Source organism: Psychrobacter sp. NG27, assembly GCF_016106655.1.
Taxonomy (GTDB): domain Bacteria; phylum Pseudomonadota; class Gammaproteobacteria; order Pseudomonadales; family Moraxellaceae; genus Psychrobacter.
On the sequence record NZ_JADGIN010000001.1, the window covers coordinates 422,275 to 443,031 of the forward strand.

The 20,757-nt window shown below is 38.4% G+C and carries 19 protein-coding genes and 2 pseudogenes; 3 read left to right on the forward strand and 18 right to left on the reverse strand.

From position 1 onward, the window contains the following. The first annotated feature begins 159 nt into the window (after positions 1–159). From IP485_RS01685 to IP485_RS13950, 3 genes and pseudogenes are all read left to right on the forward strand, one after another. Positions 160–624 (forward strand): hypothetical protein, encoded by a 465-nt coding sequence (locus IP485_RS01685; protein WP_198325721.1) that lies wholly within the window; start codon positions 160–162, stop codon positions 622–624. 144 nt (positions 625–768) lie between these two features. Continuing rightward, positions 769–954, forward strand: a pseudogene (locus tag IP485_RS13945) (transposase); the annotation flags it as partial. Between the two features lie 132 nt (positions 955–1,086). Further along, positions 1,087–1,203: pseudogene (locus IP485_RS13950) on the forward strand (IS3 family transposase); the annotation flags it as partial. A gap of 171 nt (positions 1,204–1,374) precedes the next feature. Here the strand turns inward: IP485_RS13950 and IP485_RS01695 are convergent. From IP485_RS01695 to pseB, 18 genes are all read right to left on the reverse strand, one after another. Further along, positions 1,375–1,563, reverse strand: coding sequence for a transposase (locus IP485_RS01695; RefSeq protein WP_198326000.1), 189 nt, complete (start codon positions 1,561–1,563; stop codon positions 1,375–1,377). A gap of 428 nt (positions 1,564–1,991) precedes the next feature. Next, positions 1,992–2,681: a sugar transferase gene (locus IP485_RS01700; protein ID WP_198325722.1), complete on the reverse strand. Its 690-nt coding sequence runs from the start codon at positions 2,679–2,681 to the stop codon at positions 1,992–1,994. A 189-nt stretch (positions 2,682–2,870) separates the two neighbouring features. Continuing rightward, entirely contained in the window at positions 2,871–4,025 is a 1,155-nt protein-coding gene (locus tag IP485_RS01705; protein WP_198325723.1) for a glycosyltransferase family 4 protein, read from the reverse strand. 181 nt (positions 4,026–4,206) lie between these two features. Continuing rightward, positions 4,207–5,190, reverse strand: coding sequence for a hypothetical protein (locus tag IP485_RS01710; RefSeq protein ID WP_227686364.1), 984 nt, complete (start codon positions 5,188–5,190; stop codon positions 4,207–4,209). A 412-nt stretch (positions 5,191–5,602) separates the two neighbouring features. Continuing rightward, a complete protein-coding gene (asnB, locus tag IP485_RS01715) occupies positions 5,603–7,561 on the reverse strand; it encodes an asparagine synthase (glutamine-hydrolyzing) (RefSeq protein ID WP_198325725.1) in 1,959 nt (652 codons plus the stop codon). Positions 7,562–7,563: 2 nt separating this feature from the next. After that, positions 7,564–8,694 carry a glycosyltransferase gene (locus tag IP485_RS01720; RefSeq protein ID WP_198325726.1) on the reverse strand — a complete coding sequence of 377 codons (1,131 nt, stop codon included), beginning with the start codon at positions 8,692–8,694 and terminating at the stop codon, positions 7,564–7,566. Positions 8,695–9,066: 372 nt separating this feature from the next. Further along, positions 9,067–9,882 (reverse strand): glycosyltransferase family 2 protein, encoded by an 816-nt coding sequence (locus IP485_RS01725; protein ID WP_198325727.1) that lies wholly within the window; start codon positions 9,880–9,882, stop codon positions 9,067–9,069. A gap of 155 nt (positions 9,883–10,037) precedes the next feature. Then, positions 10,038–11,093, reverse strand: coding sequence for a glycosyltransferase family 4 protein (locus tag IP485_RS01730; protein WP_198325728.1), 1,056 nt, complete (start codon positions 11,091–11,093; stop codon positions 10,038–10,040). A 159-nt stretch (positions 11,094–11,252) separates the two neighbouring features. Beyond that, the gene (locus IP485_RS01735) at positions 11,253–12,191 is read right to left on the reverse strand and encodes a glycosyltransferase family 52 (protein ID WP_198325729.1); all 939 of its coding nucleotides are present in this window, start codon (positions 12,189–12,191) and stop codon (positions 11,253–11,255) included. Between the two features lie 27 nt (positions 12,192–12,218). Then, a complete protein-coding gene (gene pseI, locus IP485_RS01740) occupies positions 12,219–13,265 on the reverse strand; it encodes a pseudaminic acid synthase (protein WP_198325730.1) in 1,047 nt (348 codons plus the stop codon). Further along, positions 13,255–13,902 (reverse strand): UDP-glucuronic acid dehydrogenase, encoded by a 648-nt coding sequence (locus tag IP485_RS01745; protein ID WP_198325731.1) that lies wholly within the window; start codon positions 13,900–13,902, stop codon positions 13,255–13,257. Before IP485_RS01745 ends, pseI begins: the two co-directional genes overlap by 11 nt. Positions 13,903–13,918: 16 nt before the next feature. Then, positions 13,919–15,022, reverse strand: coding sequence for a UDP-2,4-diacetamido-2,4,6-trideoxy-beta-L-altropyranose hydrolase (gene pseG, locus IP485_RS01750; protein WP_198325732.1), 1,104 nt, complete (start codon positions 15,020–15,022; stop codon positions 13,919–13,921). Beyond that, entirely contained in the window at positions 15,019–15,723 is a 705-nt protein-coding gene (locus IP485_RS01755) for a cytidylyltransferase domain-containing protein (RefSeq protein ID WP_198325733.1), read from the reverse strand. The genes pseG and IP485_RS01755 overlap by 4 nt, the downstream gene beginning before the upstream one ends. Then, positions 15,717–16,472 (reverse strand): SDR family oxidoreductase, encoded by a 756-nt coding sequence (locus tag IP485_RS01760; protein WP_198325734.1) that lies wholly within the window; start codon positions 16,470–16,472, stop codon positions 15,717–15,719. Before IP485_RS01760 ends, IP485_RS01755 begins: the two co-directional genes overlap by 7 nt. Further along, the gene (locus tag IP485_RS01765) at positions 16,469–17,368 is read right to left on the reverse strand and encodes a Gfo/Idh/MocA family oxidoreductase (RefSeq protein WP_198325735.1); all 900 of its coding nucleotides are present in this window, start codon (positions 17,366–17,368) and stop codon (positions 16,469–16,471) included. Before IP485_RS01765 ends, IP485_RS01760 begins: the two co-directional genes overlap by 4 nt. Further along, positions 17,365–18,249, reverse strand: coding sequence for an aldo/keto reductase (locus IP485_RS01770; protein ID WP_198325736.1), 885 nt, complete (start codon positions 18,247–18,249; stop codon positions 17,365–17,367). Before IP485_RS01770 ends, IP485_RS01765 begins: the two co-directional genes overlap by 4 nt. Next, entirely contained in the window at positions 18,246–19,412 is a 1,167-nt protein-coding gene (gene pseC, locus IP485_RS01775; protein ID WP_198325737.1) for a UDP-4-amino-4,6-dideoxy-N-acetyl-beta-L-altrosamine transaminase, read from the reverse strand. Before pseC ends, IP485_RS01770 begins: the two co-directional genes overlap by 4 nt. Next, the gene (pseB, locus tag IP485_RS01780) at positions 19,413–20,411 is read right to left on the reverse strand and encodes a UDP-N-acetylglucosamine 4,6-dehydratase (inverting) (RefSeq protein ID WP_198325738.1); all 999 of its coding nucleotides are present in this window, start codon (positions 20,409–20,411) and stop codon (positions 19,413–19,415) included. Positions 20,412–20,757: the final 346 nt, after the last annotated feature.

The following is a 20,757-nucleotide window of genomic DNA, read 5'->3' on the forward strand; positions in this document are numbered from 1 at the left end:
GCTGATAAGATAGATATTAAAATACCGCAGTCATGATTATGATTGCGGTATTTTTTTGCTTGAATTTTTCTGATATAAAACAGTTATAATGAATAACCATACTATCTAGCTAATAGGCTAATTATCTACTCACACCTTTATGCTGTCATAAGGACAATCATGTTTAACTCTGACTCCAGCTCAAAACCAGTCAATGCAAAGCTGCCAAAAGCGGTCATGATGATGATCGAAAAAAACAACTTGGTCATGGCGATCAAAACATTGGCTGAAGATGAAAACATCAGCATGGATGATGCCAAAGATAGGATCGATGCTTATGAGACGGCGCTAAAAGTAAAACAACAGCAGAAGCTTACGACTATCGCCAACAAACAGGGGATTCCTAACGAAGCCATCAGTTTTGATAGAGCGCCTACGGCAGAGCCGCCACAGCCACTGGTCAAGAACCGTGTCAAAACCACCGAGCAGAGCCAAGGATTTAAGCGCTTACAAGCTGGGGTTGACAGTCAGCTCAACGACTTGGGTTATAAAAAGCCACTGCTCCCTTTTTGGCTCAAACGATTGCTCGTCATCGCTGTCGTAATGATAGGGTTATTTTTCATACTACGCAGTGTGTTTGGCTAAATGACAGAGGTGAAATCGATGTATCTACTGCAAAATTTCACCCACATTATTATTAGCCGTCGAGCGTGACTATTCAAATTGAGCTATGCTGAAGAAACCGTAGAGATGAATTTGGTAAACTAACCACTCGATGATGAGTATACCATGACTAAGAAAATCAGAACTTATAGTACAGAGTTCAAAGCAGAAGCCGTTAAGAATATAGCGGACAATAACGGCAACATCTCAGCTGCTGCAAGGCAACTTGGCATTGCGATGCAAACGTTATCCAACTGGCAGAACAAGGCCAATCAAGGCAAGCTTTTGGGAACTGAGCTTATGGCAGCTATTTAGGAAATAAAGCAGCTCAAGCGGCAGCTTAAAGTAGCTGAAGAGCAACGAGAGATCCTAAATCCTAAATGAGGAGGAATAAAGCGATGTACTACTTGGCCCCGACGCAAGATGAGAGCTATGCGCGAATGAGGCCACGGCGTACTTTGCAAAGCACAGTTAGTCAGGTACGCCTTTATGGAAGCTAACCAGCATCTTTTTGGTATTACCTGCATGTGCCGTGTATTAAACGTAAAACCCTTAAGCTATAGTAAGTCCTTTATAAATAAGATACAGTGCTTTTAAAATAAATGACACGGCAGAATAATACATGACCTATTCAGCAGACTTTCGAGCTTATGAGATGAAATGATAGATATGGGAGTAACCTATAGCCCTCAAAATAGAACCATAAATTGTCTATTAGACTATGGCGTGTCATCAATTAAGCCAAACAATAGAAGAAACCAGATGAATCGCACTCAGGAAGTGACTGGCTAAATTATCATAGCAAGTAGCAATCGCACGGTACTGCTTAAACTTAGCAAAGCAGCTCTCGATCAGATTCCATGCTTTATAAAGCTCTTTATCAAAGTCTCTTGGCTGTATTCGTTCATACTTAGATGCTATGAAGGCATTGCTTTATACCGCTTTAATTCGTTCAATGACGCGGGCATCAACATCATAATAAGCTCTATCGGCCAAGTTTGACTAATACTGACATTGAGTAATTCATCTGAGCCATACAGATCATGAGCTGCGCCACTTGTTAGATAAAAGCCAGTAGGATTTCCTAATGCATCTGTTCGAGTATCTATTTTAGTTGTCAGTCTACTTTTGCTGAGTCCAATGGCTTGATCCCTTTTTTTCCAGCACTATGCTGATGGACTTTAACAAGGCATATTCATCATCTGATTGTTCGGATAGCTGATTAAAAACCTGCTCCCATTTGTCATCACGTAGGGCATGTCGTCTTGTCAAAGGAGTTGAACTCAGGCTGCTATATATAGAATTAGTATAGCTTATCCTAAAACAACTGTTCTGATGGGTGCCACGCCCTAAATATCGGTATCACGCTCTGAAAAATGCCTATTAAGACGTCGATATCTTAGCAAGCTTCTTCTAAAGTTAGCGTTTATAACTTTATATCTTCGCTGCTTATTACCAGTAAATCGACTCATTGTAGCTTCTCCCTCTGCACAAATACCATGCTTTGTAATAACTAGCCTCACAGTTTTAAATAATATTTGAACATCTAACCACATCGATTGATTATAAACGTACCAAATATCAAGTTTAAAGCGTTTTTCCCAACTGATGTTATTACGACCATTGATTTGAGCATAACCAGTGATTCCTGGTTTAACTAAGTGCCTCTTAAACTGCTCTTTATTATATAATGGTAAATACTCCATCAGCTGAGGTCGCGGGCCTACTATACTCATTTCACCTCTGAGTACATTCCATAGTTGAGGTAATTCATCAAGACTACTCGCTCGAAGTTGCTTACCAAAATCTGTAAGACGATACTCATCAGGCAAGAGATTACCTTCAGAATCTCTATCATCACTCATTGTCCGAAATTTAATAATCTCAAATGTTTTACCATCAAGACCAGACCGAGCTTGACGAAATAACACAGGTGCTCGAAAATTCTTCCTAACTTTGTATGCCACCAATATACAAATAGGCAACATTAAAATTAAGGCCATTAGAGCAACACTAACATCGAATATCCTCTTAAGCATTTTTAAACCTCCTATGTAGAGCAGTTCACGATATACCAAGACCCATAATGCTTTTCTTATATATAATAAATTTTAAATATATAAATTCTTATAAACGAATATATTAGATAAAGTAGCGTCCAAGATAAAAATAATTAGACTTTGTATTTCCTGAAACGATGATTAAGAGATATATTTCGATATAAAAAACTAACCTAAACCCATCTCCACTATCATATGAGCGTTTACCTTTTTAACGTCATACTTATCTACCGCAATACCTCTAGAGGCCGACCCCATTTGCTCATAAAGATTGGGATGCTCTATGAAATGACGCATAGCATCTGCTAACTCATCAACAGATTGAACAGGAACTAAATAACCATTTATACCATTGGTCACCGGCTCCTTACACCCAGGAGCATCCGTCGTAATAATAGCTCGTCCCATTGACATGGCCTCTAACACAGAACGTGATGTGCCCTCGCGATAAGACGGCAATACATAGACTGAACTAGCCGCTATGGCAGGACGAACGTCTCTAAGCTGACCCCAATAGATGATGTCGCCATCTGCTATCCATTGATCTAACTGTGCTTGCTCAATGGCTGCTGGGTTTTCATCTATCGAACCTACTAGATGAAATTCGGCATCAGAGTATTCTCTCTTTATCTGTTTGGCTGCTTCAACATATTCCACTATTCCTTTATCTTTGAGCAGTCTAGCAATCAACAAAAAGGATGGCTTGACGCCCCCTGACGCATTCCTAGGTAATGGAAACACATTAAAGTCATTTAAATCCACCCCTGAGCCGTTCACCACTACTGTTGGAATAATTGGCTGAACTATATTTAGTTTTTTTAATAAATTTAAGTCATCGTTATTTTGAAAAAACACCTTAGAAGACTTTGCTAATGCTTGTTGGTAAAGCGCATGTACAAATTTTTGAAAAGTATTACGCTTGTTGGTTTCTTCTACTTGCTGGAAGGTATAACCTAGTCCTGATATCAACACAAAACGATAGGGTACTCTGGCCAGCCATGCTGCTAATGTTCCATACACCACAGGCTTGACAGTGTAAGAGAGTACATATTCTGGTTTAATTCTATTTAATATCTGATAACTATGAAAAAAGGTTTTTATATCTTTAACTGGGTTGGTTCCGGTTCTTTGCATAGCAATCTGATGAACATGATATCCACGATCTATAAGCTCTTTATAGTCTGCGATATATTTCTCTAAATCAGGAGAAACGACATGTATCTCATATCCTAATTGAGCAATGGACTCCAAAAGCTTGCCTCTAAAATTCAATACATGAGGCAAATAATTAGAAAATATTAGAAACCTTTTTCTCTTAGGCATAATTTTTCAGCTTAGTTATTTAAATCGTATAAAGAGGATACCTATGAATAAACTAAAACCACCTATAGTATATTTATATATTCACATATATAAATATACTATAGGTGGTTTTCATAACAATTACAATAGAAAGACATAAATAATTTATATTTACACTTTTGAGAGATGTGGTTAAGAGTTTTTACTGATTGATTTTAGGAAGTGAGTTCAGCTTTGGAAGTTCTTTATCAGGCAATAATGTGCGAATTTCGCAGTCAGCACATACGAACAGTACATATATCATAACGAATGGATATCTATAACGAACAGCTGTCCCATAGTTAAATACAACTAAGCCATATACAGACATGGATAAAGCCATAAATAATAACCAAAATGCAAGCTTGTCAGGACTTTTCATCAAAGCTTTACGTGTTATCAGAAACAAAATAACAAGTACGAATAAGTTTTCAAATGACTGAATCAAAGGTAAGAAGCCGCTCGCTTCCCATACAAATGGTTTAGATAAAAAGTAAAGGCCTGATGTCAAACCTTCAACAACAAAATCTCCCACTCCAGAAATAAGACTAATCTTATCAGCCTCTCCTCCATCCTCTGCAAACATTGCCAATCTAAACTCATTAATGATAGGAATAGCTATAGGAGCAGACAGAAGCAATCCAGCTAGGCTTATCAGGCTAATTGTCACGGCTTTAGCTAGTCCCATACCTTTTTTGGCCACATTGAAAGTAAAATACATCAATACAATAGGACCTAAAATAAAAAAGTTCTGGAATTTAATTAAGTACAAAGGAATAATAAATAAAATACTTTTGAAGATCTTCGACTCACGTGCATAGACAACAGTTAGCACCATAAAAAATAGAATTAGAGTTTCTCGCAAGCTTAGAGCCGTGTATAGAGCCACGCTTGGAAACAACAGATAAAACCATATTGATACTTTTGTAAAAATGTTTTTGACATACAAAATGAAGAACAAAACGATATAGAGAAAAGTATTATAGAATCCTAAACTAATAGGAGAAACAGGAGCTGGAAATGGTAATAATGAGAGCAGAGCACTAGATTGAAATACGTTGTCGCCACCTGTGAATGCTTCAATAAAACCCATTTCTCCAGATCTGATTGCATTGACTCCGAGCCAGTATCTAAACTGGTCTGGCATATAAGACGTACTGAACAAAAAATCATTTAAGAAAAATGGAATTAGACAATGTAACCCCAATACTATTTGATAGTTAGATGGAACTCTAAACTTGTAGCCGACAGTAACAATTAGCAACAAGCATATCAGCAGACTAGGTAACTCAAAAAGTCTGATACCCAAAAATCCATACGTATAAATCCAACTTAGGTCTGACATTAGTTTGTCTCTATATTTTTAATAAAAATCAAAATTACATGTCTGTTTTGGCTACTATCAAGGGACTATTATGATTGGCATCTTGGGCCATTATTCTAATTTAACCTACTGGCTTTGTACGGCTATGTTTTGAAAAGTGTCTTGCTGATTGTAGTCTAATATTTGTATATATCCAAAAAAGAAAATATAATTATACTTTTGTTGTCCATATACATCATTGTGTCTCAAGCCAGGCTTGGAACATTAATATATTCCATAGTTGATCTTGATGATTATATTTACCACTCAGGTGTTCTGTCCACATCATACGTATGGGTGCTGGATAAAAATAACCTTGCTCTAATAACAGCTTTTTATCTAATAATGCTTCAGCCCAATCCCGTAATGAACCACGTAACCAATCGTGTAAAGGTAGGCTAAACCCCATTTTAGGCCGTTCAATTAATTGGCGAGGAACATGACGAAATAGTACCTGCTTCAGCAACCATTTACCTTCCCCATTACGTATTTTGTAATCCAATGGCATTTTCCAGGCTAATTCAACAATACGATGATCTAGCATCGGCACTCGCGTTTCTAGACTATTAGCCATAGCAGCGCGATCAACCTTTACCAAAATATCATCAGCCATATAAGTCTGTGCATCCATAGCCATCATCGCATGTTGGAAGCTATCTGTTTTCGGCCAACAATTTATGTCACTTATCAAAGTACTAGGTTCTTTTGCACCTATGACTAACTTCTCAGGCTGCTGCCAATGACTCGTCAATGACTGGTAAAACTCCTGCTCACTATCAATATTTAGCACACTTGCTAGCTTGTGAGCCTTATCACCAGGAGCACTCAACCTTAAGCGCTCAGGAATAATAGGATTGAATTTTTTAAAAATATTATCCCAACTATTTGGCGCTAAAGTAGTCAGCATACCCGAGGCGAAGCGCCTCATTGGTCTAGGCAATTTACGATTTTTATTCCAAACTTGCTGAGCCATCAGGTAACGATTGTAGCCTCCAAATAGCTCATCACCCCCATCACCACTTAAGGCAACCGTCACATGCTCACTTGCTAACTGACTAACTAAAAAGGTCGGGATTTGTGAGCTATCTGAAAATGGCTCACAGTATATAGACGATAATTTCGGTATCACTGATAAAGCATCTTTAGGGGTTATATAAAGCTCAGTATGTTCGGTACCGATGTGCTTAGCCACAGCTTTTGCATGCGTTGCCTCGTTATATGCCTCATTCTCAAAACCAATAGTAAAAGTTTTAATTGGCCGCTCGCGCTGTGCTTGCATTAATGCAACTACTGTACTGCTATCTATACCACCGCTTAGAAAAGCACCAAGTGGAACGTCTGATTGCATTTGACTGCCAATACTCTCTACAAGTGCTGACTCTAAAATATCAACTGCTTGCTCTGGACTGCCAGTAAAAGGATCCTCTAGCCCTGTTTCAACTACGGTATTAAAACTCCAATAGGCCTTGGGTATCGCTATTTTAGCTGTTTCCAATTCTGCTAAAGGTAATTGCAACCAATAACCAGGTCGCAACTTTTTAATGCCTTGATAAATACTATAAGGAGCAGGGATACAGTTGTGACGCAAAAGTAAAGTAATTGAATCACGATCAATGTCTGCTTTGAACATAGGGTGTGCTTTCAAAGCTTTTAATTCAGAACTAAAGAATAAACTATCCTCTTGCCAACCCCAATATAAAGGTTTTTCACCCATCCTATCCTTAGCTAGAGTCAGTAGTTTTGTTTGCTTATCCCATAGAGCAATGGCAAACATACCTACCATAGCTTGTAGTGTTTTCTCGATACCCCAAGCTACGAAACAAGCGAGCATGGTTTCGGTATCTGAATGACCTTTCCATTCGAGTAAGAAACCTTCTTGATTAAGCTGTTGACGTAGTTGCAGATGGTTATATATCTCACCATTAAATACAACCACGTATCGTCCACAATTAGAATGCATAGGCTGTGCACCTGCAGGCGACAGCTCTAGAATGGCTAAACGTCTATGACCAAGCGCCAATCCCATAGTCTCATCTAACCAACTATCACCAGCATCCGGACCTCTATGATAAAGAGCATCATTCATCTTTAGTATTGCAGTAGTAGCAGAGTAACTACTAGCATGTACATTAAAAAAACCATTTAAACCACACATAGCTACCTCTGTATTTCGCTTGAGAAAGGAGTTTTCAAATCATGTATAGGTGCTGAATACAAATGTATCCACTTTTGTACAGCGGCCGGTAATGAGTAGTGCTTTATGACTCTCTGACGAGCCTTAGCACCTATTTGTAAACATTCATCATCACTTAAGTTCAAAGCCAGTTCAAGTGTAGCAGCAAGCTTACGAGAGTCTTTGGGAGGAACCAAAAAACCTGCATCACCTACTACCTCTTTTACGCCACCACAATCGGTAGCAACCACGACTCGATTACAAGCCATCGCTTCAGCGACTACTAACCCAAAACCTTCCCAAGCTGAAGATAGCGTAAAAACATCTGCCGCAGACATTAACGATGGAATGTCTGTCCTAAGTCCAAGAAAGGCGACTTTATTATTCAGGCCAAGTGAGTTCGCATATTCCTTTAGCTCACTAAGTGGAGGCCCGTCTCCAACTATTGCTAGCTTAATATTTCGAAATTTAGGAGAAATATGTGATATGGCTGATAAAAGATTAGGATAATCTTTGGAATTATCTAGCCTACCAACCGCTAAAATCAGTTTTTCATAATTATAAATGCCCAACTCTTTACGAATCTTAATTCTTTCACTCTTTAAATAAGTAAATTCAGTGGTAGATATACCATTATGTATTGTCAGTATACGTCCAGGCTTCATAGCTCTATACTTAAGGAATGTGTCAACTGCTTCATAACTAACGTTGGTAGACATATCCGTTAGCGTATCAGTTAAGCGATAAGCTAACATTCTAAAATGGCCTTCTTCATTAGAGTTATGGGCACTGCTAATTAGTCTAGGTATATTTGTTGATAGGCGCATGGTACGACAAAGTATATTGGCATGTACTAAATGACTGTGTACTACATCAGGCTTGAATTGATCAATCAATTTACGCAACTTCAGGTAGCCACCTGTTAGACTAAGGAACGATTTGACTTCTAAATTTATTATTCTTACGCTTTTGTTTTTTGGAACAACCAATGCCTCACCTGTCAAATAAGCGATATTTACCTCGTGGCCCATATCCATAAGTTGGTCCGCTAGCGTTGTCACTACCTTTTCGGCACCTCCCATACCTAAGCTGGTTATAACCATCAAAATTTTCATTTCGCTTACCTTATAGAGCTATTTATTTAGAGTTTTCACATCTATGTTGGCATTACTTAGGAATGTACTCTTACTGATTATCTCAATATTTAGTATAAAAAAAGTACATACTCAATTAAAAAACGCTTACTCGTTTTGATACATTTTTTATTATATAAATAATCCGAAATTCGTGAGAATACAAGCTTCATGACATTAGAAATTCATATCAGTATTTTTACTCATTAATCAACGAATCAATTATTTAATATTATCTATATGCTAATAACCACGTAATACTGATATGAATTTTTTCGCGCGTGCCGCTCTTACAGATTATGCTAAAAGCCCATCGCAGTAGCACTGTCATAATTTTAAATTAAATTGACTACACTATCGTAATTTCAAAACGTACAATAACTTTTGCATCCACATACTGGTATGTTGCTTCCGAGTCGAATAATGATTAACAGCGGAATGCCCAAAACAAACTCCGTCAGAAACGGGCCGACGCAGGTTAACTTTATAGTCCACCAATAATTGCTCAGCGTCCAAAAAATCTGAATTTGACCATGCAATATTTGCAGCTTTCCTGCTCTCATTACGATCACTTATCCTCTGCTCAATCTGTGCAACTGCTCTAAAAGGAAAGTGATATAATTTAATACGCTCATAAAAACTAGGTCTCACTCCTGAGAAACCATTATCATTGAAGCTCTTCCACTTTATATGACTTGTGTTGCGAAAGAATCTGGTTTCTGCCCAATCTAAAGGAATATAATATTTATAGCTTTTAGGATCAATCAAAGATACATCCGAACTAAGTCCTATAAACTCAGTCGCATTCGTACTAACTCGGCCATAAGATGCTGGAATATTTTTCAAGAAATTTCGTGGGTCTTCAATATATACCTCATCAGCATCTACAACTGCCCACCAATCTGGATCTTTGAAGTTTTTAGAGGTTTTAGCGTAATGATAACCAATACTTTTGAAGCCTTCTTGATATGGAACTCTTAATGTTCCAAGGATAACCACATTAGGCCCAAAGCTACCTAGAATTTTTTGAGTTTCGTCTGTGCTATTGTTATCGATTACAAAAAGAACACTGCACCACTCAAGAATTTTAGGAAGAGTCTCTATAAGAATGTCAGCCTCATTTTTAACACACATTAATCCATATATTGTAGGGATAGGTAAAGATTTCATAGCTTCTCCAAATTAAAGGTTGGAATGCAGTTATTCCTTATATACGTCAAACAATAAACCTGATTTATATTCTTCTGAGTTTTTTGCTAGATTCTATCTAGCAAAGAGTGAGCTATATGACCCGACAATACTATAAAAACAATTTAATGGATTTACTAATTAAAAAGCTGTTTCATTCCACTAAGAATACCACCAAGCACTTTTTCTTCGCTGAATATTTTAGCCTTATTAATACACGCTGATGAGTAAGTATCAGCACTGTCAATTACAGAAAGAATGGTTTTTCTAAATTCAACTGATTCTATCTGTTCTGGTTCAAAAGAGATTCCTGTAGGGTCACCGAATCCATCTACAAACTCAGCGCAAAACCCCGCACTTTTGGTGGTGATGGCAGGTACACCACGAGCGTGAGCCTCAAGAAGTGTAGTAGCAAATCCTTCATGATGACTAGTAATGGCAAAACATTTGATACTGTCATAGATGCTGGGTAGATCTTTTCTATCTGCCCAATCACGTAGTTCAATAGATTGCTGCAGACCCGCTATTTCAATTGCTTTGACTATATCAGTATACTCTTCCCCTCGGCCTAGTATTAGTGCTTTGAGAGGTTCAGTCCTATCCTCATTTAGCAGTCCAACAAGTTTTATGAATAAAGGTATGTTTTTTTGCTTAGAAAGCCTAGATATGATTGCTAAATCATATTCTTTTCCCGTTTGGGATTCATCAAAGAACCATGGTGATATAAAATTACCGACGAACTCCACATTAACGGGAAAAACATCTATATTTTCTTTATTAACGCTAAATATTTTATTACAAAAGTAACTAGACAGCCTTAGTGAATGATACTCTGACGCACTATGACCGAGTCCAGCCTCATTCTTTTTCTGTAAATATAAATGTAGAAGAGATACTACTTTAAAGCCTTGTAGCCTATATATTGGCGCCAACCAGAGTGAAGACAAATCATTAAGAACAATTATTTTAACCCCAAGACTCTTCATTTTCTTTGCAAAACTCAAGGAGTTGAAAAGTCGTCTGTTTTTTGAAGCTACCGAACTCATAGCGATAGTAGGACAGTTAAACGTATCTGGTTCCGAGGTAGCGATAGCAGTAGAGAAACCTTTTTCATTCATATATCGGCAAAGGTTCTCTATATAAATTTGGCCTCCCCCCCAAATATTTTCGCTTGGAGAATATATACATATCATAATACATTCCTTTTAACGTGAAACGCTAGAATTCATAGGTAGCTGATAAGGTTAACCTAAATAGATAATTCAAATAAAAAATCGAAATTTTTAGAAAGTCATGCTTTTAATTGCGTGTTTTTTCATTGAGCAATATTATAGCTGTAAGGTGCTTCTATACTAAACAAGAGTAACTTTAAATCCAGACTCTATACTCATCTCAGATATATTGGGTGTTATCTTTGATTCCTGTGGCAGGATAACTGTCACTTCCTGACAAATATGTCCAATATTTAGCATTACTGAACTTAAGTTACCACCAATTAATATAATAGAGCTATCTTTTGCATCTTCTAGAATAGCCTCTTCAGCTATTTGCCCCTTTTTATCTAGGGTTTTGGCTCCGATTTTAAGTAATCTTGTTTCTCGTGGATGAGCAACGTACGCACTAAACTTCCAGTTTTTTAAAAAACACTCTAGTTTCATTATTTCGTTATCGCTCATAATCTCTTCAAAAGGCGTTCCTATAAAATAAGTTTTGGTTGCATTATTTTTTTTATAGGAAGATCTTTTTAGCTTATCTAAAAAAACTAATTTACTAGAGTCGACTATATTTTCATAACCATCGTACATAGTATAATGTCTATCAATCAAACTCTTGACCTGACTTAATGATAGCGCATTCAATAGAAATCTATAGAAACTATCCCTTATGCTTTTACTCTCTTGAAAATATGAATAAGAGCTTTTAGTATCTATATTACTAGTACCGTCATCAAATGTTATTAATCTACAGTTACGATTTGACCTTATCAAAGAAGTAATATAAAAACTATCGATACTTGCACAAAGAATAATGTCGTATTGACAGTACTTATACCAAGATCTAGAACGGAGCTTAAAAGTAATAAGTGATAGAATATTAATCCTCTGCGGTAAAACAAAGATATATTCAGACTTGTTAGCCTTAAGAGCTAATTTTTTGTAGTAATGAATATCTTCTATAGAGTTATTGTGCGTAAAATAAATCAAGTCAAAATTATCAATTTCTTCTTTTTCTAGCACTCTTTCTGCTAGCCATGCCTGAAATGGAGTTCTTATAATCAGTAAATTATTCATATTATTCTAATTTTTATATTTTTTGATCTAAATGTGACTAGTAGTTACAGGGTGATTCATTAACGCTTTTTTAGTAAGCTTTTTACCTATAACTTCATGTAGATATTTTGGTGCCAATCCAAATCCAGGACGTACACTGCGTATAGAATCTTCAGTGATGGTGTCGCCTTCTTCCATATCTTTTACAAAATACAATGAGCGCCGAAACTTAGTGTTGGTTTTTTCACTGGCTTTTCGGCCGTAATCTATCTGCCCAAGCGCCTGCCAAGCTGTTTTGGTATCACGGCATAAGGCGGCCAAATCTGTAGGCTCTAATGAAAAACTGTCATCAGGTCCGCCACCATTACGATCGAGGGTAAAGTGCTTCTCTATAATAGAGGCCCCAAGGGCAACACCAGTAATTGCTGTAGTGTTATCAAGAGTGTGATCAGATAAACCTGTGACCAACCCAAACCGCTCTATCATATCTGCAATAGTACGCAGGTTATAATCTGCAGCAGGCGCTGGGTAACCACTGACACAGTGCAAAATAGCAAGCTCCTTGCAGCCGCCTACACGCGCAGCATCTATCGCTTCTTCTATCTCCTCAGCACTGGCCATACCAGTAGATATAATCATCGGTTTGCCAGTGCTAGCAACATACTTAATCAATGCTAAATCAATGGCTTCAAAAGAAGCTATTTTATACGCAGGTGCCCCTAGATCCTCGAGTAGATCTACAGCGGTGCTGTCAAAAGGGGAGCTAAATATTGTAATACCTAACTGACGAGCATAATCGAACAGTGGCTTATGCCAGTCCCAAGGTGTATGAGCCCACTCATACAAATCGTATAATGTGCGCCCAGCCCATAAACCATCTGAAATTTGAAAATCCGGTAAGTCTGACTTTAAAGTAATTGTATCAGGCCTGTACGTTTGCATTTTAATGGCGTTAGCACCGGCGCGTTTGGCCTCTTCTATAATACGCATAGCTACATCAAGTTGGCCATTATGGTTTGCTGACATCTCGGCGATGATATAAGGAGGTTGGTTACAACCTATGATACGACCATCAATATGAATGTTATTTGTCATTTTCCTTCTCCAGAATAATCTTATATCTCTTTCCATACAGCTCTATATATGCAGGAAATCGTTCAGGATCACAGATTCGAATTTTATCAAACTGACTCTCAATACTTTTAAATGGATTAATTGCACTATCATTTGGTGTCCGCCTTGGATAATACGTCGGTTCTATATTTGGATCTTGTGGCTTAGGTGAGACAATCTTGAAGTTACTAACCGCAAAATCTATCAACTCAATTTCTTTTTCAAATAACTGAACATTAATTTCATTCCATAATGCATGTTTGGGCACTTGAAAATTTAATTTTTTCCATATTTTGCCGCTATCGACTTTATTACTAGCTTCTAACAGTGTCAGAACCACCTCTTCCTTACCCTCTATAATGCTCCATATATGAGGGCTCCAGCCCCTACCTTTAGGTAAATCACTGGCATGAAGTACTAGGCAGCTAATATAACCCTTACGATCTTGGCTATTTATAATCTCTGTACAGGAAATGAGAAATAATATGTCACCTCCGGACAGATCCTTTTTCTGACGCACTAGCTCTATCTCATGTTTGCAATTGTTCTTTTTTATCCATGCACATAGATAGTCATTAACGGGGTGTCTAGGATTACTACATAAGAAGCTGATTTTCATAGCCTTTCCTTTAGAGCTATTGGAGTAAAATCTGAGATAACCGTGTTGCTCCTACTCCATAAGTAACCGCGCTCGCTACCCTACTAATCTCTCTCATTTCAGGTACGACTGAAGCTATACATTGTCCAAGCGCTAATGGCTCAGCTTCTAGCTTATTTACATTAAAGATCAGTGCAGCTCCTACATCTTCTAATACGTTAGCAATATCCCGTTGGTTATCTGCTAAAACCAATATAATGGTCGGCAGTCCCAAACAGCATCGCTCCCATGATGTTGCCCCTGCGGCTCCGATAGCCAAATCACTATTGGCCATTATCTCAGCCATATTATCTACCCCTACCTTTACTACCGTAAGCCACTGCATTATTGCGGCTTGTTGTTTTACCAATTCGATCCATGGTGATGTCGAACCCATAACGATGGTAATTGAACAGTGATCAGGTAGAGATTTAGTTTGCAGTACTTTCAGGATTTTGGTTGTAATATTATCCTTATCAACCCCACCTAAATTAATCAAAATACTTGCCAATTTATTATGCTGACGCTGCTTTAAGCTGTAGCTCCGCCACTCTGCAAATTCAGGCCTGAGTAACGCATAGTTAGATCCGCATAGTAATTCACAATCTTCATTAATATAGGCAGCATAGTCTTGCGGATTACGACCAAAGTTTTGGTCAAGTAAGAGGTCACAATCATGCTTTCGATCTGCCAAATCATCGATAACCATTAACTTTTTGCAATATAGATGCAGTCTTTTTTCCCAGCTCTCATCTAACGCGTAATGGTCAACGATTAACCAATCAGGTTGTATTGCCTGTACTATTGAACAGCTTAGCTCCGCATCTCTATGTTGTGTAGTAGCCAACCAATCAGCATGAACAAGTTGAGTATCTTGTAGTTCATTCGTTGAATAACTCTCTAAAGGGAGGACATAAACTTGATAGCCACGCTGCCGTAAAACCTCGATTAAATTCCCATCATGCTGACGACATATAAAAAAACTCTCAGCTCCTTGCCTAGATAGCTCATCAGCTAAAGTCAAGCAACGCATCACGTGACCGGTACCTATCTGAATAGAAGCATCACAACGAAAGACGATTTTGTATAATTTTGATGTCATAACGAATAGTCACTGGCTAGTAGTAATGCATTTGCAATTTTTAAATCCTCATAGTTGTCTATATCCATTGCACTCTTTAAAGATATAGGCTCAAACGTATGATTTGGTGAGTAAAATGTTTGATGAGTTACTAAGGCTTTCACTGTAGATATCCAGATAGCACCCGTTGGACAGTAAAGCTTGGGCAAATCTTGTGAGCGCTTAGTCAATGTTTCAGAGAAAAGCTGTGTAGGTCTACCTATGTCATTAATAGTCGCCGCCCACCACGGATTCATCCATCCATATTCAAAGCAACTGATCTGAGCGGTGCGACCCTCTGTTTCAAATACCGACACCAATTTTTTTATGTCGTCACTGGTACGCAATGGACAGTTGGCCATCAGTTGAACCACCACGTTGTACTCTTCTTGCCAATAGTCTATAGCCTGATGCAAAGCACATATAGTTGCTGCGCTTACCGTAGAATAATCATCAGTGCAATTAGTGCGCAGAAAAGGTACTTCAGCACCAGCGTTTATGGCTACCTCAGCTATCATTGAATCATCGGTAGACACCAAGATTCGATCAAACAATTTAGATTCTTTCGCCGCTTTAATCGTCCATGCAATCATCGGCAGACCATTAAAATCGGTTATGTTTTTTTTCGGGATTCGCTTCGAACCGCCGCGAGCAGGAATAATGGCTATTCTACGTTTCACCATAATGTCCACCCGCCATCAGCCTGAATGGTTTGACCATTGATTGCTTTACAGTTCTCCGAAACTAGAAAATCTAGAGGCCCTATGAGATCAGACTCGGATAGCATACGACCACTTGGAGTAAGCTTTGCATATCTGGCTTCAAAACTATCATTGACGCGCCCTTTGACACCGCCATAGGCAATACAATTAACCCTTATATTGAAATCAGAAAAACGTACAGCCAGCTCCTTTGTTAAATGTATCAATGCTGCTTTGGCAACACTGTATTGAATAGGCGACTGTCTTGGATAATCCTCATATAAAGCAGGGTTGGCAGCGACGACCCCATACTGAGAGCCTATATTAGTGATTGTCCTTATCTCATTTGGCTGAGTATTGAATAGCCCTATTGATAGCTCATAAGGTACGATGACATCCATCAAATACTCTGCTAAAAAATCTTTACGGCTTGTCTGCCCTAATGAGTCTGTTTGCAAAAAATCCAAACTACGCGCATTATTTACCAAGTGATTAATGGTATAGCCAGAGTTTTGAATTTGCTTAATGATGTCGTGTATTGCTTGTGGCTTAGTAAAATCAACTATCAGCGGAATCAAACGATGGTCACTACCCATCTTTTTTATCAGCTTATCGGCATTATCTTGAGAGGTCGTCGTAAATAACACCTGCCAGCCCTTAATTGCAAAGTGCTTGACAAATTGCCTGCCAAATTTACCTGTACCACCAGTAATCAAGATAGTCTCTTTCATTGGCAACCTCTTTCAAGCAACTGAACGACCCTTGTATTAAACGCTTTGTCTGACATTACCTTTTTTTCTTGTATACCGTATATAAAAGCCTGCAAAGCAGTCTTAAAAGCTGAGAATGAATCTGTAAATGTAAAGTCTTTCCAGCTATTCGTACCACATACTCTAATCGAGATTGAAGACTGCCCATTACCAAGCGCAAAAAAGTTAGTCTGTATACCACTTTCCCAGCGAACCATTAGGCTACCCGAGCCATCACTTCCATGAGAGGCAGGAGCAGTCATTTCGACTAGCTTGTCACCCTCAGAGAGCATGTTTAGCACAGGCTCAATAATATGAACGGCATATTTACACCATGATTTTGGGGTAAATGCGGTGATCTGTTTAATAGGTCCCAGACTTTGCCTATCCGCCGTATTCAGGGCTAACTGCTTGCTATATCTGAGCGCTGAACAGGTGAAAATCTGACCTGAATATTGTTCTAGTGCATATAATCTATCTAAATCACTAATTGATAGTGCAATAGGTTTGTCTATATAAATAGGAATGCCTTGACGTAAGAATGGTTCGGCATACTGCAAATGATTATAAGCATCATCACGCGCCAACAGAACGGCATCTACTTGCCCAATCATATCTGTATAACAGGTCACGACGTGCTCGATTTTTGTGGCTTTAGCAATGTGCCGAGAAAGTACTATATCTTGCGTCCAAATAGCAGTAACTCTTGCCTCTTTGATTTGACTCGCGGGCCATCGTTGCTGCTCTAAATAACGTGGTATGACAGGATAGCCACATTTTTCCATTTCTACCGAATCATAACCATTGAAGATAGCGCTCCATGAATAAGGATGCCCATTACCTTCAGATGAGCCAATTACTCCCAATTTTAATGTCATAGCTGCCACCTCGACGGATTAATCAAACCTTCATCTACTGATTGCAAAAAGTCAGGCATGTCAGCGGTAGGCGTATCAATTGCAACCATTATTTGTTTCAGCTGCCAAATATCATCTACTCCGACTATGACCTTATCGATATCACTATGTTGGTTAAGATAGCTTAGGCAGGCTTGCAAAGGAGAGAGGCTTTGTTGATTTAACCACTGATGGTACTGTTTAATTAATGGTGCCCATGGAGCAAAATATACTGGTATCTTTTCACTTGGCATCAGCAAAAGACCTTGCAAAAATGCTGATCTAATATGAATAGTTACGCCTTTTTTCTTCAAATTTTTAAGCATTCCTGTACTCTCCATGCGCCTATCAAATATATTCATAGGCGCTTGAATAACATCAAAATCAAACCTCTTAATAAGCTCGGATAATTCATCAGGGCCATAAACAGAAACTCCAATCTGATTCACCATGCCTTGCTCTTTGAGTTTTAATATCGACTTATATATCTTTTCTCCGTTTGCCTCTAGCAACTGGGCCGGTCTATGTAATAACAAGTCGTTCAATTTGTCAGTTTTTAAGCGCTTTAATGAAGATACTATTTGTTCTAGTACCCATTCTTCTACGTTTAGACACTCAGATGGCACTGCCGGTAACTTACTTACTATCTCGAATTTTGCAAGGTCATGCAGACCTAAGACTTGTTCGCTGTCACCATAAGCAATAGCGGTATCGAGCATCGTTATGTTAAATGCGCTGGCTATTTTAAGTAATTGCTCAACCATGTCGCCTGGCACTTTATCTGCCACATTGGCTAGACCATATTTCAGTCCGAATTGCGCCGTTCCTAGCGCAAGCTTGTGACTATGCGCTAGGATATTCATGATTTTTTACTCAATATGTTTCTCAGCGTTGCGCATACCGTGTCTTGCTGCTCCTCAGTCATCGCTGGATACATAGGTATACTTATTGCTTCTTTGTAATACTGTTCTGCTTGGGGAAATTGACCAGACTCAAACCCCATCTGTTGGTAATAAGGCTGCATATGTACAGGAATGTAATGCAAATTTACTAAAATCCCTGCAGCGCGCATAGCGTTAAATACATCGAGATGGGTCTTATGGATTTTTTCTAATTGAAGACGAATAACATATAAATGCCTAGCTGAATAACTCTCGGGGTGTCGCCAGGGTAAGGTGATTGGTAGATCGTGAAGTAGATTGTCATAGCGAGACGCTAGCTCGTTACGCTTGATAACAAACTTTTCTAACCGTTGCATTTGTGATAGCCCAAGAGCGGCTTGCAACTCTGTCATTCGATAGTTAAAGCCCAATGCAATTTGCTGATAATACCAAGGGCCATCCATAGTTTGCGTCATCAACTTTTCATCACGCGTAATACCATGACTGCGCAGTAGCAACATTTTGTCTGCTAGATCTGCCCTATTAGTCACGGCAGCGCCACCTTCAGCACTAGTAACTATCTTGACCGGATGAAAACTAAATATAGTGATGTCGCTATAGCGGCTATTACCGATAGATGCATCTTGATATTTACCACCGATAGCATGTGAGGCATCTTCAATAATTTTAAAACCATACTTTTTAGCCAACTCATGGATCGCTTGCATATCACATGACTGACCACTGAAATGCACAGGGATCACTATTTTGGGTAGCTTTCCTACCTTTTCGGCTGCAATAAGCTTTTTCTCTAATTGTTTCGCGCAAAGATTATAAGTGCGAGGATCGATATCAACAAAATCAACGTTGGCACCGCAATACAGAGCACAATTTGCTGAAGCGACAAAAGTATTTGGTGTTGTCCAAAGCCAATCATCATTGCCTAACCCTAAAGCCAAACAAGCGATATGTAATGCCGATGTCGCACTATTAACAGCAACAGCATACTTAGCATCACACGCATCTATAATGGCCTCTTCAAATGCAGGAACTTGAGGGCCCTGGGTCAAAAAATCTGATTTAAGAACCTCAACAACAGCATTAATATCTTGCTGATTGATGTCTTGGCGGCCATAGGGAATCATTTAGACGCTCCCTATTTTTTCGTAGTTTCTCTCCAGCCAATCTTGTAGATCGTCATCAGACATCCACTCTGAATTGCTGTCACTGGCATAAACAAAACCTTGAGGTACTTTTTTGCCATTTTTGATTCGTTTTGGACATGCTGCCCAGTTATTGATCATCGGCAAGATTTTGAAATGCTCAGGATACTCATAGGTATAACAAGCGTCTTCGCTACTGATCATTTGTTCATGCAGCTTCTCACCTGGACGAATACCTATAATTTTCTGCTTGGCTTCTGGGGCAAGCACTCTGGCTAGATCTGTCATCTTAATAGAAGGTATTTTTTTGACGTAAATTTCACCACCGATCATATCTTCGAACGCATGCCAAACTAACTTAACGCCATCTTCTAGTGAAATCATAAAGCGCGTCATACGGTCATCGGTGATTGGCAATACGCCCGTATCTTTGATAGATATGAAAAAAGGAATGACTGATCCACGCGAGCCCATGACATTTCCGTAACGTACTACTGAAAACTTAGTTCCTTGCTCTCCAGAATAAGAGTTACTAGCCACAAATAGTTTATCAGAAGCAAGTTTAGTAGCACCATATAGATTGATTGGACTACTGGCTTTATCAGTAGATAGCGCCACTACACCCTTTACGCCTTTATCAATACAAGCATCTATTAGGTTCATTGCTCCATTAATATTGGTTTTTATACATTCAAAAGGGTTATATTCAGCGGTAGGCACAATTTTAGTGGCGGCAGCATGAACAACATAGTCAACTCCGTCCAGTGCGCGATATAAACGTTCTTTGTCACGGACATTACCGATGAAGAAGCGAACTCTATCATCCCCTACGAATTTTTTCGCCATGTCCCATTGCTTCATCTCATCACGTGAAAAGATGATAATTTTTTTAGGGTTATATTTCTCTAAGGTCATCGGTACGAAAGTATTGCCGAATGAACCTGTACCGCCAGTGATAAGAATAGTGCTATCTTTCAACATGTAAAGTCCCTCTACCAGTTGCAAGCCAACCTAAATATTGTTCAGTAATATACACTGCAACAAACTTAACAAAACTATAGCACATCTTAATATAGTAAATACAGTATATATATATTTAAAAAACAAAATATTTAAAAACAACTACCAGAAAGTTTATTCTAAAGTTGGATAAATACTATAGCTCAATTAAAAAAAAGCAGTATTGCGCTAAATATATTTACTATCATATACTTAGCGCAATACTGCTTTTTTACCTATAAGAATTTATAACTTTACCTATTTCAAAAATACATAGAATGAGATATAAAAAATACGAAGTCTAGTATAGATTAAACACTATCTGGAT